At 33.1% G+C, this 15424-nt stretch carries 14 protein-coding genes, 2 other RNA genes and 3 pseudogenes; 10 read left to right on the plus strand and 9 right to left on the minus strand.

Annotation, left to right across the window (positions count from 1 at the left end; genetic code table 11):
* Positions 1-13: 13 nt before the first annotated feature.
* From OPR50_RS00100 to recA, 3 genes are all read right to left on the minus strand, one after another.
* Complete coding sequence (locus tag OPR50_RS00100) at positions 14-784, minus strand: CDP-alcohol phosphatidyltransferase family protein (protein ID WP_015589351.1); 771 nt, start codon at positions 782-784, stop codon at positions 14-16.
* A complete protein-coding gene (locus OPR50_RS00105) occupies positions 781-1473 on the minus strand; it encodes a phosphatidylserine decarboxylase (RefSeq protein ID WP_007548750.1) in 693 nt (230 codons plus the stop codon). Before OPR50_RS00105 ends, OPR50_RS00100 begins: the two co-directional genes overlap by 4 nt.
* Positions 1474-1660: 187 nt before the next feature.
* On the minus strand, positions 1661-2728 hold the full coding sequence (gene recA, locus OPR50_RS00110) for a recombinase RecA (protein WP_265024078.1): 1068 nt from the start codon (positions 2726-2728) through the stop codon (positions 1661-1663).
* A 624-nt stretch (positions 2729-3352) separates the two neighbouring features.
* Here recA and OPR50_RS00115 point away from each other — a divergent pair.
* Positions 3353-4315, plus strand: coding sequence for a J domain-containing protein (locus OPR50_RS00115; RefSeq protein ID WP_077188321.1), 963 nt, complete (start codon positions 3353-3355; stop codon positions 4313-4315).
* On the opposite strand, the gene OPR50_RS00120 is transcribed toward OPR50_RS00115, so the two are convergent.
* Complete coding sequence (locus OPR50_RS00120) at positions 4283-5572, minus strand: bifunctional folylpolyglutamate synthase/dihydrofolate synthase (RefSeq protein ID WP_022626401.1); 1290 nt, start codon at positions 5570-5572, stop codon at positions 4283-4285. The two genes, OPR50_RS00115 and OPR50_RS00120, sit on opposite strands and share 33 nt — an antisense overlap.
* Positions 5569-6159 (minus strand): MlaC/ttg2D family ABC transporter substrate-binding protein, encoded by a 591-nt coding sequence (locus OPR50_RS00125; RefSeq protein ID WP_265024079.1) that lies wholly within the window; start codon positions 6157-6159, stop codon positions 5569-5571. Before OPR50_RS00125 ends, OPR50_RS00120 begins: the two co-directional genes overlap by 4 nt.
* Positions 6160-6275: 116 nt before the next feature.
* Between OPR50_RS00125 and ssrS the strand changes: the two genes are divergently transcribed.
* The 3 genes from ssrS (at position 6276) to OPR50_RS00140 (ending at position 7676) form a co-directional block, all read left to right on the plus strand.
* Positions 6276-6436, plus strand: a non-coding RNA gene (ssrS, locus tag OPR50_RS00130) — 6S RNA.
* A gap of 19 nt (positions 6437-6455) precedes the next feature.
* Positions 6456-6917 carry a type II toxin-antitoxin system RatA family toxin gene (locus OPR50_RS00135; protein ID WP_010963012.1) on the plus strand — a complete coding sequence of 154 codons (462 nt, stop codon included), beginning with the start codon at positions 6456-6458 and terminating at the stop codon, positions 6915-6917.
* A 54-nt stretch (positions 6918-6971) separates the two neighbouring features.
* Complete coding sequence (locus OPR50_RS00140; protein ID WP_265024080.1) at positions 6972-7676, plus strand: DsbA family protein; 705 nt, start codon at positions 6972-6974, stop codon at positions 7674-7676.
* 29 nt (positions 7677-7705) lie between these two features.
* Here OPR50_RS00140 and OPR50_RS00145 read toward each other — a convergent pair whose 3' ends face one another.
* Entirely contained in the window at positions 7706-7984 is a 279-nt protein-coding gene (locus OPR50_RS00145; protein WP_006279425.1) for a DUF2671 domain-containing protein, read from the minus strand.
* 250 nt (positions 7985-8234) lie between these two features.
* Here OPR50_RS00145 and OPR50_RS00150 point away from each other — a divergent pair, with 250 nt between their 5' ends.
* Positions 8235-8882: an O-methyltransferase gene (locus OPR50_RS00150; RefSeq protein ID WP_264339524.1), complete on the plus strand. Its 648-nt coding sequence runs from the start codon at positions 8235-8237 to the stop codon at positions 8880-8882.
* Position 8883: 1 nt separating this feature from the next.
* Here the strand turns inward: OPR50_RS00150 and OPR50_RS00155 are convergent, their stop codons facing one another.
* The gene (locus tag OPR50_RS00155; RefSeq protein ID WP_182309739.1) at positions 8884-9537 is read right to left on the minus strand and encodes a glutathione S-transferase family protein; all 654 of its coding nucleotides are present in this window, start codon (positions 9535-9537) and stop codon (positions 8884-8886) included.
* Between the two features lie 92 nt (positions 9538-9629).
* Positions 9630-9749, minus strand: a pseudogene (locus OPR50_RS08565) (WPE palindromic element domain-containing protein); the annotation flags it as partial.
* 124 nt (positions 9750-9873) lie between these two features.
* On the opposite strand from OPR50_RS08565, the gene ffs reads away from it, so the two are divergent.
* The 4 genes and pseudogenes from ffs (at position 9874) to OPR50_RS08720 (ending at position 13124) form a co-directional block, all read left to right on the plus strand.
* Positions 9874-9973: signal recognition particle sRNA small type (gene ffs / locus OPR50_RS00165), an RNA gene on the plus strand.
* Positions 9974-9988: 15 nt separating this feature from the next.
* Positions 9989-11590, plus strand: a complete 1602-nt coding sequence (gene dnaX, locus OPR50_RS00170; RefSeq protein WP_265024081.1) for a DNA polymerase III subunit gamma/tau — start codon at positions 9989-9991, stop codon at positions 11588-11590.
* 3 nt (positions 11591-11593) lie between these two features.
* Entirely contained in the window at positions 11594-11926 is a 333-nt protein-coding gene (locus OPR50_RS00175; protein ID WP_010963017.1) for a YbaB/EbfC family nucleoid-associated protein, read from the plus strand.
* 264 nt (positions 11927-12190) lie between these two features.
* Positions 12191-13124 (plus strand): annotated as a pseudogene (locus OPR50_RS08720) (IS5 family transposase).
* Between the two features lie 195 nt (positions 13125-13319).
* Here the strand turns inward: OPR50_RS08720 and OPR50_RS08725 are convergent.
* Positions 13320-14253 (minus strand): annotated as a pseudogene (locus tag OPR50_RS08725) (IS5 family transposase).
* Between the two features lie 413 nt (positions 14254-14666).
* Here OPR50_RS08725 and OPR50_RS00210 point away from each other — a divergent pair.
* Positions 14667-15353 (plus strand): acyloxyacyl hydrolase, encoded by a 687-nt coding sequence (locus tag OPR50_RS00210; protein WP_265024082.1) that lies wholly within the window; start codon positions 14667-14669, stop codon positions 15351-15353.
* Positions 15354-15424 lie beyond the last annotated feature (71 nt).

The raw sequence follows: 15424 nt of genomic DNA on the forward strand, positions 1-15424 counted from the left end.
TATTTTTTGTTAGCTAACGAGTTTTATATGTAAAATATATGTAAAACCCGATGCTTATTGGAATAGTAAGTGTATACACTATACCTAAAATTGGTAGAGTCATCCAGGGCTTACTGATGAAAAATACAATAAGTACTCCAAAAAATGACACAAATATATAGGATAGGCTTTTGGGAATATAAATATATTTTGCAGAGAAAGTTGGAATGTGACTTATCGAAAAAAATGAAATGGCCAGAAAGTAACAAGCTACGTTTCTTGTGTTAAAAAATCGCTCTATGAGAAGTAAGTATTCACTCTCATGAGATTGAAAGGTAATAATTATTGGTAACAAAGAAAGTAAAGCACACACTGGAGCTGGAACACCAGAAAAGAAAAATTTTTCCCAGTATGGTTGTTCTGAGTGTAGCGAAACATTAAATCTTGCAAGTCTTATTGATATGCAGATTACGTATATCATTACTAAAATCCAACCTATGACTTTGATTTCGTTTAGCTTCCAAAAATACAAAAGAAATGCAGGCGCTGCACCAAAATTTAGAAAATCTGCAAAAGAATCAAGTTGGGCTCCAAAATCGCTAGTTGATTTTAGAATTCTAGCTATTCTGCCATCCATTCCATCTATTATTGCTGCAATGATGATAAAAATTACTGAGAATTCCCATTGTTCATTAAATGTAAATTTAAGTGAAGTGAGACCAGAACATAAACCCAATAAAGTTATAAAGTTTGGGAATAATTTAGTAATAGGTAAGAATCTACTGTTACTTCCATCGTTATTCATATAACGTCAAAAGTAAGCTTCTCTTGAACGTTTTCCTTATTTAAGTTTGCTATAATTGTTTCACCACCAATAACAGTTTGCCCTTCTGAAACTCTGACTTCTGTATCAGCAGGAACATAGATATTCACTCTACTGCCAAACCTTATAATTCCAAACCTTTCACCTGCTTTTACGTTCTGGGATATTCCTAAATTACAAACGATACGACGTGCAATTAATCCAGCTATTTGCTCCACAATAATTTCTTTCCCCTTTTCGTATTCAATTACAATAACCTGCTTTTCATTTTCATTACTAGACCTATTGCTCATTGCGGATACAAACTTGCCTTTTTTATAACTCATTTCCTTTATCGTACCAGATATTGGTATACGGTTCACATGGACGTTCAAAACACTTAAAAATATGCTAACAAGCGTAAACTTCTTCTCCTCTCCGTTTTCTGCTGATAAAGGATAATTAACTTCTTCAATTTTTGAAATCACACCATCAGCAGGACTTAATATAAGATTCTTATTGTTTGGCACAGCTCTTGCTGGATCACGAAAGAAATAAGTACACAATAATGTCGGAAACAAGCACGTAACGCCAAACCCCCAAGATATAGAGAATGCTATGCACGTTACTATAAAGGAAACTACTATAAATGAATAACCTTCCCTGTTTATATTAGGTAAACCAAAACACATAATCTTATTAACAATAACCTATTGTTAACAATTTATCATTTATAATTTCTCGTGAAAAGCTTTTTTTAACTGCTTCAGCAAAGTCTTTTTGATACAAGGTAACATTACAGATTGTTATATTAGCACATAGAATTACCGTCATACTGTAACAACCCGTCCAACACAAAATCTAATGCCTAAGTTTAGATCAGAAAACTGATTCTTCTAAAAGTTGCTCACTATCCTCGTCTATTATGATAGAATTATCATGATTTCTGAGTAAATCTCTGATTTTCGTTTCTATTTCATTTGCGACTTCTTTGTTTGTTTTTAGGTAAGTTTTTACATTCTCTCTTCCTTGCCCAAGACGTGTGTTGTTATATGAATAGTAAGCGCCTGCTTTTTCAAGCACACCAAGCTTTGCTCCCATATCTATTATTTCTCCGAGTTTTGATATACCTTCATTGTACATTATATCAAATTTCGCTTCTCTAAATGGAGGAGCAACTTTATTTTTTACAACTTTAACTCTTGTTTCATTACCTGTAATATTTTCTTTGTCTTTTATTACACCAACTTTTCTTATATCAAGCCTTACAGAAGTATAGAATTTTAATGCATTTCCACCCGTGGTAGTTTCAGGATTTCCATACACTACTCCTATTTTCATACGAATTTGATTAATAAATATCAATATACAGTTCGCTTTTGAAACGGCAGAGGTTAGTTTCCGTAGCCCATGACTTAGAAGCCTTGCTTGCAGCCTCATATGTTGATCACCCATATCACCTTCAATTTCAGCTCTTGGAGTTAATGCTGCGACAGAGTCAATAACTATCACATCAACCGCACCAGAACACACTAAATACTCAACAATATGCAACGCCTGCTCTCCAGTGTCTGGTTGTGAAATCACTAAATCATCAGTGCTTACCCCAAGTTTACGAGCATATAAGACATCCAATGCATGTTCTGCATCGATAAATGCGCATGATCCTCCTTTTTTTTGTGCTTCAGCAATCACGTGCAAGGCAAGAGTGGTTTTACCAGAACTCTCGGGGCCAAATATTTCAATTATACGCCCTTTTGGCAGACCTCCAACACCTAGGGCCGAATCAAGCGCAATTGATCCTGTGGATATTGTGTCTATTTTTTCTACAGGGTTTTGCTTCAACTTCATTATTGCACCTTTACCGAATGCTTTTTCAATCTGGCTTATTGCGTTATCTAGCGCTTTTTGTTTATCACTATTTCTTTCTTCTGGGTTACTTGCCATAGATCATTTATTAATTTATATAATTCTCTATGATAATCAAACGCGAATAACCTGCCAAGGTTTTTCTAGTATTTATGTATTATTTCAATGAAAAATATTAACGTTTTCATAAAGCAGATATTTGTTTGCCTTCGTTAGTAACACACTATACTTTAGTGTACGAACGTTGCAATTTGCAGCATAGCAGGTGGTGTCATCCAAGTAGCCAACACTGAAATGACTAAATTCGAAATGGCTACATGAATTTATTGTAAATTACTACCGTATAAGGTGCGATGCAACAAAGCCATTCCAGTGTCAGCTACTTGAATGACACCTCTTAGATGGGTCAGCTACTCAGATCTGCCATGAAAACTGCAACCCTAAATGTTGGAGCACTGTCGTACACTAAGCGCTGTAATGACAATTTTAGTCGCTTCATACACTTATCATGCTAGTCATAACAGAAATAATTTTTACCAAAGATATTTATGAAATAATTGACATAGTTTGGAAATATGTATATTATAGAACATTAATAGTTAGTTAATTTGTAGGTGTAATGTGGCTAGAAATGTTTTGAATGAAAATGAGTACCACGCTTTAAAGCAGTTGTTTTTAACATTTAATATTCAAAAGGAGGATGTGGTAAATTCTGACATTAAGAATATTAAGAAAAAGCTTAGTCAACAATACCGTAAATTATCGTTAAAATATCACTCAGATAAAAACCCAAACAATAAAGAAGCGGAGGAGAAATTTAAGGTTATTGCATTAAATAAGCCATTTTTTGAAGAATTTATAATAGAGCCATTGGAGAAAGGTCTCAATAAAAGAAATAATTTAATAAAAGAATTACGCGGTAAGTTGTGGAGTCGCAGTTATGAAGAATTGCAAAAATACTTAGATGATAAGTGCAGAAATAAACTCTATAATAAGCAGCAGTCAATTAACAATAATGTAACTGCTTATGTAAAATATTCTTCTTATTCAAATCTCTTAGGAGTTCTTTTAGTATCCTTCACATCAATTGCATTTTTAATAATTAATGGTATTTCTTCTAATGTACCAATAGCAGTAGGTTTTCTTGCTCCCTTGTTAGCAGGATCTATTTTGAGTCTAGCTGTTAAGAGCATTTATACTAGAAATGGGAAAGAGTTTAATCATCAGACTAATATTTTATTATTGTTTAACTTTGACCAAGAATGCGAAAATTTTTCAAAGAGTGATAGGACTAAATTAAAGTGGCTAAAAAATTCAGTTATTTTGAGCAACACAATCTGTACATCTTTAATGTTTTTCGGTGTGGGATTAGATTTAGTTGCCAACGGCTTTGGTATAACTAACTCTATGATGTTATCCGGCTTATTACTTTCATTACCATTCACGCTTTTAATTGTTACTTCACCTATTTTAAATGCTGCAAGTAATTATATTCTCAAAAAGACAGCTATAAATTCAATTGAGGAGCAATTTAAAGGTGATGATCAGTTTATAGAAGTCGATAACGAAAAGCCAAGCAGTACTATGAGCAATCAAAGTTATTTCCCCATCGGTCAGTTAATATCATCAAAGTTAGCTATTCTCCATAGCGAAGTCTCTAGCTAGGAACAATGAGCCACAGATTAGTATGGTTTTGACGTTTTGGGTAGAGGCTTTTAATATGTGATTTGATATTGCATCGCCAATTGATTCACATTCAACTGCTTTTATTCCTATGTTATTGGCTTTTTCCCTAATCAAATTTGTATTTGTTGCTTTAGGTTCAGACTTAACACAAACCGCACATAGTAGCTTGATATATGGCTTTAAGTGCTCTAAGAACTCTTCCACATTTCTGTTACTAGTAACACCAAAAACCATATAAATACCTTCAGCAAAATTATCTTTTACCCACTGAGATAGTACTCTAGCACCATCATTATTGTGTGCACCATCTAAAAATAATTGCCAATCTTTCGGTAGTAGGAAAATTAAATTACCTTCTTTTATAGACTCTAGCCGTGCAGGCCAATAAGTGCACTGTAAACCTGAAGTGATATCCTCTTCTCCAATATCAAATTCATACTTTCCACTTAAAATACTACATGCTGCAATAGCATTGCCTGCATTAATCACCTGATGATCACCCTTTAAAGATGGCAAAGGAAATTCTATTGATTGAATAGCTGATTGAAAAACCATTTTGTTGTTCTTTTTTTTGCAATTCCATTCAAGACCTCCTCTATACAAGGGAGATTTCTTATTTATTGCGTGGTGTTCTAGCGTGTTCACTATAGATTTTTCTTGCGGTGCTATTACGCAAGGAACATTAGGTTTCATTATTCCAGCCTTTTCACCTGCTATAATTTCTACAGTAGGGCCAAGATATTCCGTATGATCAAGTGCAATGGAAGTAATTATTGTTAAAATCGGATTATCTATAACATTTGTTGCATCAAGCCTTCCACCCATACCCACTTCAACTAAAGTTATATCGGCTTTATGACGAGAAAAAGCTAAAAAAGCTGCAATAGTTGCAGCTTCAAACAGAGTGATAGGTTGTTCTGCAATTACTGCACGACATTCTTCTAATAAGCTATATAATTCATTATCGTCGATATAGCTGCCGGCTATCACTATCCTCTCATTAAAACTCACTAAATGTGGAGAAGTGTATGCGTGTACCTTATACCCTGCTGCTTGCATTATATATCTTATAAATGCTAGTGTTGAGCCTTTCCCATTAGTTCCAGCTATATGAATTACGGGAGGCACTTTTTTCTCGGGGTTATCTAGTTTGCTAAGAAAGCCTTTTATGCGATCAAGAGAAAAATCATTCGGCCTGCTACCAAGTGGCTTAGGCCAATGAGGCATATATATCATGGATTGTTATTGCATTTTAATTCAGCTATAACGCTTGCTATGCCATGCGTGTCGATTTTTTCACTAAATTGATAACGTTGATTAATAGCAATACTTATTCCACTCATTACAACATCACTTATCAAGAAAGAACTGTTATTTTTAGTAACTTTAAAATCAATATTTGTAAATTCTTCATCACCGTAAGAAAATCTTGTACCAATTAAGCAAGTTTCATCGTCAACTGCTTTTGTACTCATTATGATCATTTCACTATCATGCATGTATTTATATAAAATTTTAACGCACAAACGCGTAAGATACACTTCATACTCTCTTAAAAAATCTTCTTTTTCTTTTTGTTTAACTAAAGCCAAATGTTTTCCTATGACGAATTGCGATATTCCTTTGAGGTTAACATTGTTTTGAATGACCTCCTGAAGCTTTTTTTGCACACATTCCCGGTTTTTTTTATTCTCCTTTGTAGATATACCATCCACTTGTTGCTTCATAGTATGCACAAAAATTTTGTGATCTGTACAATTAGTGTAAGCACTTGAAGAAATTACAATAAAAACAATGATAGTTAAAACTTTAGTAATGTTCATAAGATATATTTATTAGCTATGATACTTAGAATGCAAAGTTTAATAAAGATTAAATAATAATCGCTAGCTTTAATATATCTATAGACACACCTTGTATAAATCATCTACAATTAATTAAGGGTCTGTTCTATGCGTTATGAGTTAAGTTAAATTTCCCGAGCGATAATTTCTAGTCAAGGGAATTGCCTCTGTTAATTTCGTTGAAATTGATACGCGATGCCCACCTTAACTTTAGTCTCAGGAATCTACTAAGGCTGACGGTAGATACGGATCCTATTTTGATTGGTTTAACATTTATGCTTCATCAATACAAAGAACAGGGTGTTTTCCTATGTTTGCCTAATGAAGTATTCCAAATTGTAATTGATGTTGAAAGGTATCCTGATTTTGTTCCTTGGTGCAAAGCCGTTTATATAAAAGAAAAAATTAACAACCAAATGGTTGTGGATCTCCTCGCAGCTTTTCATGGAATTAAAGGTAGATATACATCAGAAGTTACTTCTCTTTCTCCAAGTGGAACAAATGAAGGTTGGATAAAAGCTGTATCATCAAATGGAATATTTAAACATCTATACAATGAATGGCAATTCATTCCCATAGATGAAAATAAAACTATGGTAAAGTTTTATATAGAGTTTAAGTTTAAGTCCAACTCATTTTCCACTTTATTAAACTCAGTATATAAGTATACACAAAGTAAAATAATTGCTGCATTTAAAGATAGGGCTGAAAGCCTTGCTAAACAAAAGTTATCTTGACATTATTAATATAAATGTATAATTTTTTTTAGTAAGTTAAGTGTTTATATTGTAATGATTTTTAGACTATTGTTTTTATTAATTTTCATAAGTGTTAATTCTTATGCAGTTGTTAAGCAAGATTTATCCGATAACCAATACATTCAAAAAAAACCCAATGAAATGACATCAAATGAGCTATTATCGCCATTACCTAATGATAAATTATTAGGAGATCCAAAAGCACCAATTCTAATGATAGAATATGCTTCATTAACTTGTTATCACTGCTCTCTTTTTCATAGGAATGTTTTTCCTAAAATTAAAGAGAAATATATAGACACAGGTAAGATGTTATATATATTTCGTCATTTTCCTTTGGATTACAGAGGGCTAAAGGCTGCAATGCTAAGTCATTGCTACGAAAAACAAGAAGACTACTTTAATTTTAACAAAGCTGTTTTTAACTCAATAGATTCGTGGAATTACTACAATTTAAGTGATTTGACTTTACTACAAAGAATTGCTGCACTAAGCAACTTAAAGCAAGATGCATTTAACCAATGCATTAATGATAAGAAAATAATGGATAAAATCGTAAATGATAAATCACTGGCAATTAATAAACTTGGTATCACAGCCACTCCAATATTTTTCATCAAGCTTAACGATGATAAATCATATATAGAGCATAATAAAGTTAAACATGTAGGGTATAAAGAGCTGAAATATTTCACTAATGTGATAGATAAATTATATGGAAAAGCTATAGTGAAGTAATACCACTGTAGCTTACCATATAAAAGACTCTATGCTGAGTCATTGTTTTTCACTACTGTTTGTTGTTTTTTACGCTCAAACTCTCTTTTTTTACTGTGCCAAGTGTAGTAATACATAGCGATTTTATTCTCTATTAATACTATTGTCCCATCATAAAACTGAACCATATCCATAACTTTTCTCTGAGCTTCATCAAAACGTTCTTTATACTTTTCACGATAAGCTGGATTATGTAGTAACATAACCCCTTCATTCTTGTTAGATTTTTTGTTTAACGTTTCAACTTCACCAGCAATAGTATAAGACATATAACCCCCTCTAATTGATTATAAAAATTATATTTTAAAAAGAGAAATGCGCATAAACAATCCCTTTAATTCTAGCATAATAATCAACTGTTTATTATACTAGTTAACTATAGTACGATATATAATAATTTTTGTCACTTAAAATTTTATACTATGAAATAATAACTTAAAATAAATGTTTTTATTATTTTAAACTATATTATTATATTTATAAATTGTGTATGAATTAAGTCTCCCTAATTTATAATATATGCGTAATAATTTTAGTATAAAATTGTCATACATAAGAAATCTATTTGCAAAAGAATATAAAAAAATAGAAGAATATTGTATTCTTGAAAAAAAGCAACATATTCAAATTGGCCCTGAAGAAGGAAAGCTATTAAGTTTATTTATAAAAATCCATAAAATCAAAAGTATTGTTGAGATTGGCACGTTATACGGTTATTCGTCGATTTGCATGGCAAAAGCTCTACTGGAAGATGGTCACATATATACAATAGAAAATAACCCTCAATACTCAAGAATAGCAAAAAAAAATTTTAGTGCTTTTAATCTGAGTGATAAAATTACTCTAATAGAAGGCAATGCATTGGAAAAACTTAATGAATTATCAGCAAAAGCACCATTTGACATGATATTTATCGATGCTGATAAAGGTGGTTATCCTAAATATTTAGATTGGGCAGAGTCATACATTAAACAAGATGGGCTAATCGTTGCAGATAACACTCTATTGTTTAACACAGTATTTTTAGAATCGCCTCCAAAAGAAGTATCAGAAAAATCATGGCATGCTATGAGGGAGTTTAATAATAGATTATCAGATGAAAAAAAATATTTCTCTATATTGATTCCAACTGATGAAGGAATGACTGTAGCTTTAAAGCTAACATAAGTTAAAAATCAAGGTCAGCATAATGTTTAGGAGGGATTAAACCGGAAACTCTCTCTAATAATATCTCACGAAAACAAGGCTTTGATTTAACAATGGAGTACCATTCTTTTAAAATTTTACTTTTTTCCCATGGAAAACTACTTACATAATCCATTACGGAAATATGCGATGCTAAAGCAATATCAGCTAAAGTGAACTTATCAGTTGCAAGCCAAACGTTCTTGTTAATTAAGTGTTCGATGTATTCCATATGGCAAGGCAGGTTATGCTGAGCTGCATGAAGAAATCTAGAGTCAGGGCTGCGGTTAGTAATTACTTTTTCATTCATAATATACTTAGTAACTTCATTGTAAAATTTGTTATCGAACCAATTGATTAGAGCGCGTATTTTAGACTTAATAATAGTGGATGAACCAAATAATTTGACGTCGCTATTGTAAGTTTCTTCTATATATTCACAAATGGCATTACTATCCGCTATTACAAAGTTATTATCTATTAATACTGGTACTTGCCCGGTTGGATTGATCTCCATAAATTCATTCCGTTTTTCCCACGGATTTTCATACACTAGATCACAGCTCAACTTTTTTTCTTTGAGAAGAGCTCTAACTTTTCGTGAAAATGGACAAAGAGGAAAATGATATAAAATCATAATATTCCTCTTTTGTTATCCCAATATCCTTTTTTTGTTACTCTATGGCTTGACCTACAACTGTACGAACTTTCTTTGTAGTCCACAGAAGTTTGCGTAGCAGGTGGTGTCATGCAAGTAGCTGACACTGGAATCCAGTTCTTATTATACAACAGCCTGATGTATTCATTTAAAATTAAGTTTTCTGGATCCAAGTAGTCAAGCACTGGGATGACAGAAGAAGAGTATTTTAGGTAACAGTTGTTTACTCCAAAGTAATGTTGCAAGAGATCTAACATATAAATTATTAAGGTTAATATAGGATATACCTTGCTAAATAAAAAAAAAAGTATAATATTTTATAAGGTATGCAGGCAAAAACTCTGTAATTTGGTCAGATCAGAAATGAGGCAGCCATATCGGAACCTTTTTGGGTTGCATACCTACTTCATTATTTGTTTTATCCGAAGCTGTGAATATAGCATTAAAACATCGTCCTAGTAGCTTTAAAGATCTAGTAGGTCAAGATATATTAGTGCGTGTATTAGAAAATGCTTTTACTTTAAACAAAATTCCACAATCTATACTGCTCTCTGGTAGTAGTGGAGTTGGTAAAACCACCACTGCAAGGATAATAGCTTTATGTTTGAATTGTTCCCTGGGGCCAATTTTTGAACCTTGCGGATTGTGTGAAAATTGTCTAGCAATAAAAAATTCAAGCCATCCAGATGTGATTGAAATCGATGCAGCAAGTCACACTAGCATTGACGATATTAAAGTAATCCTGGGAGATATTTGCTATTCACCTATAAGCTCTAAATTCAAAGTCTACATTATAGATGAAGTACATATGTTATCCAGCAGCGCATTTAACGCATTACTTAAAACCCTAGAAGAGCCACCATCTAGTGTAAAGTTCATTTTAGCAACTACGGAAATAAAAAAGATACCGATAACTATTATTGCACGTTGTCAAAGATTTGATTTACACAACATTCCTGTAGCTAAAATAGTGGAACATTTAAATGATGTTGCACAAAAAGAGAGTTATTCCATTGAAAAGGGAGCATTGGAATTAATTGCACGACATTCTGGAAATTCAATGCGTAACGCCTTGTTTTTGATGAATCAAGCAGTGCTATATAGCAGAGATGGTGCAATATCCACTAAAAATGTGACAGACATACTTGGCCTAGTGGATAAAGATATTATATTTGATCTATTAGGGGCAATATTAGAAGGTGATTTACAGAAAGCTCTATCAGTGTTTGACAAGGCGATAAAAACAGCAAACCCACTTAGTATTTTTGAAGGTCTATTGCAAACAATTCAGTTAGTATGCCGTTTTTTAATTACGAAAGAGATTGATAGTGCAGTTACAGAGCATGAAAAGAATAGGATAAAAGATTTAAGTATAAAGAGATCTTTAATATTTTTTTCGAGATTGTGGAAGGTGTTGCTTAAAGGTATTCAAGATATAAAAACTTCAACATGCAACGATGTTGCTGCTGAAATGATGTTAATTAGTCTTTGCTATCTCTCTGATCTACCTTCTCCAGAACAGGTGATCAAAAAAATTCTTTCACAGAATGTAGAGCAAGGAAATAGACAGGGCAGACCTGTTGCACCTTCCCCCTCTGTCATCCAAGTAGCTGACTACTCGGATCCAAAAAAATATGTGGAAAGTAAACAACAACCCCACTCTGTCATCCCAGTGCGTGACACTGGGATCCATGTGGAAAATAAACAACAAAATTACGATTTTGATAAGATTTTGCAACTATTAAGGCGAAGTAACCAAATTTATCTTTACAAACAACTGTGTAATAATCTACAATTAATAGATTGTAAACCTGGATATTTAAAATTAAAAGCTGTATCTAAGTTGGATAGTAATTTTTGCAATGATTTAAAAAATTACTTAAACCAGGTGACTCAGCAAGAGTGGGTTATTGTAGTTGATACAGGTTATATAAACAGGGAAGTGAGTAATTTAAATTATGCACCTGCAGTTAAGGATATCCTTGACACGTTTAAAGGTGCAAAAGTAGTTAATATAGAAAATAAGGAGTAAGTTGTGGATTTTAGTCAAATAATGAAACAAGCGCAAGAGATGCAAAAAAAGCTTGCAGAAGCTCAAGAAAAATATGTTGGAAAAGAGTTTCAAGGTATTTCTGGTGGTGGCAAAGTTTCTGTATTAGTGGAAGTCATAAAAATAGGTAGCTATAAAGCTAAAAAGGTGAACATAGACTTAGAACTTATGAGAAATGAGGAAAAAGATATAGTAGAGGATTTAGTAACAGCAGCGTTTAATGATGCCGTTAAAAAAGCAGAAGAAGATATGGCGAATGCAACTTCTGATCTTGCAGGTATGATGGGTTTACCATCTGGGTTTAAACTTCCTTTTTGAATTTACTACTGAAGTTTCTTTTAGTGTAAGTATTTTTTTTCTAATATTCCCAACGCTAGTACTTCTTCATATAATGTACCTATACTAGCATAGCCCTACGTCATACCGTGATTCATTCCACAACTGTACAAACATTGCAATATGGCACATAGTAAACGATGTCATTCCAGTCTGGAATGGCTTTGTTGCATAGCAACTGAAAAAATCTGGTGGCTACTGACAAAATTCATTATAAAATAGCCATTTAACCTTGAAAGAAAAAATATGCCACAAAAAATGAGGGTCAGTAACCATAGCGAATATAACAAATTTCTAGAAAAAAGAGGAAATATTTTTCATTATATCAACGAAGCCATAGAAAAGTGGTACGAGAATGGTCCAAAAATACCAGTTGGCAACAATATTTATAGCGATAAAGTTGTAATTTTGGTGCACATAATAACTTGTTTATTTAGAATAGGCCTGAGGCAAACAGTTGGGTTTATAGCAGGATACCTTGAGCAAATTGGGAAAAATTTGCAAGTTATCAGCTATTCACAATCATCAAGAAGGTTTAAGAAACTCAATATTAAGATCAATGATTGCAGAAAATAATATGGAAGATATCGAAATTGCTATAGACAGTACAGGAATTAGTATATACAACAACACTCCTGGTCATAGCAAAGAAAATAGCGAAGATAGAAAGTATCGCAGCTATGAACAGACAAGAAAATTGCATGTAATGTTGAATACAAACAGCAAAAAAGCCATAGCTGTAAAATACAGTAACGGCTGATCACTATGGAGCTTGTGATTTGCTAAAAGAAGTCGATTTTCAGTATGTCATAAAAGTACTATATGCAGATAGGGCATATGACAGAGAAAAGCTCTATAAGCTGTGTAATCAATATGGTATAAAAACGAAAATTCCTCCGAAAAACAACGCAGCAGAGCATCCAAAGTTAGACTATATGGCTGAGAGAAATGCTGCAATTAGACTAATAAAATCATGCAGCGAAGATGGAATGAAGAGGTGGAAAAGGCAAACAAACTACGGAAAAAGATCTTATATAGAAAGTTTTTTCTCGCGACTGAAACAAACATTCGGGTTTAGTTTTAGGAATAAATCTGAGACAAATAGAGAAAAAGAACTAAATGCTATTTGCTTAATAAATTCACTGATATTGGTATGGCTAAATTTGAGATAGCTTCATAAATTTATTGTGCGTTACCTACTATCCGAAGAGCGATGCAACAAAGCCGTCTGGAATCCAGCCTTGCCGTAATCTCATCAAGAACATTGTGTTTTAACATAAAACGGCTACTTTTATGCTTACCAACTTAATAAAATTCCTGGATCCCAGACGGCTTTGTTGCATCACACTTTATGAGATGGTGATTTATGGTAAATTCATGTAACTATCTCAAATTTAGCCATACCAATATCAGTGAATTTATTAAGCAAATAGCATTTAGTTCTTTTTCTCTATTTGTCTCAGATTTATTCCTAAAACTAAACCCGAATGTTTGTTTCAGTCGCGAGAAAAAACTTTCTATATAAGATCTTTTTCCGTAGTTTGTTTGCCTTTTCCACCTCTTCATTCCATCTTCGCTGCATGATTTTATTAGTCTAATTGCAGCATTTCTCTCAGCCATATAGTCTAACTTTGGATGCTCTGCTGCGTTGTTTTTCGGAGGAATTTTCGTTTTTATACCATATTGATTACACAGCTTATAGAGCTTTTCTCTGTCATATGCCCTATCTGCATATAGTACTTTTATGACATACTGAAAATCGACTTCTTTTAGCAAATCACAAGCTCCATAGTGATCAGCCGTTACTGTATTTTACAGCTATGGCTTTTTTGCTGTTTGTATTCAACATTACATGCAATTTTCTTGTCTGTTCATAGCTGCGATACTTTCTATCTTCGCTATTTTCTTTGCTATGACCAGGAGTGTTGTTGTATATACTAATTCCTGTACTGTCTATAGCAATTTCGATATCTTCCATATTATTTTCTGCAATCATTGATCTTAATATTGAGTTTCTTAAACCTTCTTGATGATTGTGAATAGCTGATAACTGCCAAATCTCTTCCTATTTGTTACAAATACCCTTTTATAAACCCGACTGTTTGTCTTAAACCAATTCTAAAGAAACTGACGATTATATGCACCAAAATCACAACTTTATCACTATAAATATAGTTGCCGCCCTGCATTTTTGGACAATTCTCGTACCAATTTTCTATGGCGTCATTGATATAACAAAAAATGCTTCCTCTTTCTTGGAGAAATTTGTTATATTCATGGCAGTTACTGACTCTCATTTTTTGTGGCATATTTTTTCTTCAACAGTTAAATGGCTATTTATAATGAATTTTGTCAGTAACTGCCAGTTCTTTTCACTTGAGCGATGCAACAAAGCCATCCCAGACTGGGATGACAAGAAGATGGTACTTGGATAAGAGGCATTGCCCTCCTGGTAGGCCCAAATTGCAATGTTCGTACAGTTGTGGATTTCTCATCCGCTAACAAGCAGCGAGATGACGAGGTCTTTCGATAGTAAATCTTACCTGTGTTAGCTATACCAAAAAATCAAAAGTCGTATTTATTCATTAATAAAATCTTTGTCTTTTCCTAAAAATTAGTTAAAATGTAGAATATTTTGTGTTATTAAGTTAGCACTTGACTTAACTTTAGTTGTTACTTAGACTGCTAAAGTGGAATTTTAATTTTTTTTACGAGGACAATTATGCATTATAAAAAGTTTTTTTCAGCAGCCGCTTTAGCAACGTTGCTAAGTTTATCAAACTCTGCTTTTTCAGATCCTGTTGGTCCAATAAGTGATGAAGAAACTAGCTACTACGTTCGTTTGCAATACAACGGTGAAGTTTTACCTCTTTTCACAAAAGTTGATAACATGAAAATTAAAAAGGGGAATGATGATGTTGATCCTTTTAAAGCTTCTTTTATAGGAGGTGGTGCCGCATTTGGTTATAAAATGGACGACATTAGAGTTGATATTGAAGGGCTATATTCACAGCTAAACAAGAATGTGAACAATGATGAAGTGCTTACTCCAGATACTGTTGCGGGCAGCTTAACAGCAATTTCAGGGCTAGTTAACGTTTATTACGATATAGCAATTGAAGATATGCCTATCACTCCATATGTTGGTGTTGGTGTTGGTGCAGCGTATATTAGCACTCCTTTGAAAGACGCTGTGAATGATCAAAAAAGTAAATTTGGTTTTGCTGGTCAAGTAAAAGCTGGTGTTAGTTATGATGTAACTCCAGAAGTCAAACTTTATGCTGGAGCTCGTTATTTCGGTTCTTATGGTGCTAATTTCGATAAAAGCGGTGGTGGGAAAGACAAAGGAGGACATACAGTCCTTTACAGCACTGTTGGTGCAGAAGCTGGAGTAGCGTTTAATTTTTAGTCTATCTCAGTCTTGTTATCCCAGTGGGTTTTTTCTTGTCATTCAAGTAGCATGACACTGGGATCTAGAAA

The sequence above is a fragment of the Wolbachia endosymbiont (group A) of Epagoge grotiana genome, from assembly GCF_947251775.1.
Lineage (GTDB): Bacteria > Pseudomonadota > Alphaproteobacteria > Rickettsiales > Anaplasmataceae > Wolbachia > Wolbachia pipientis.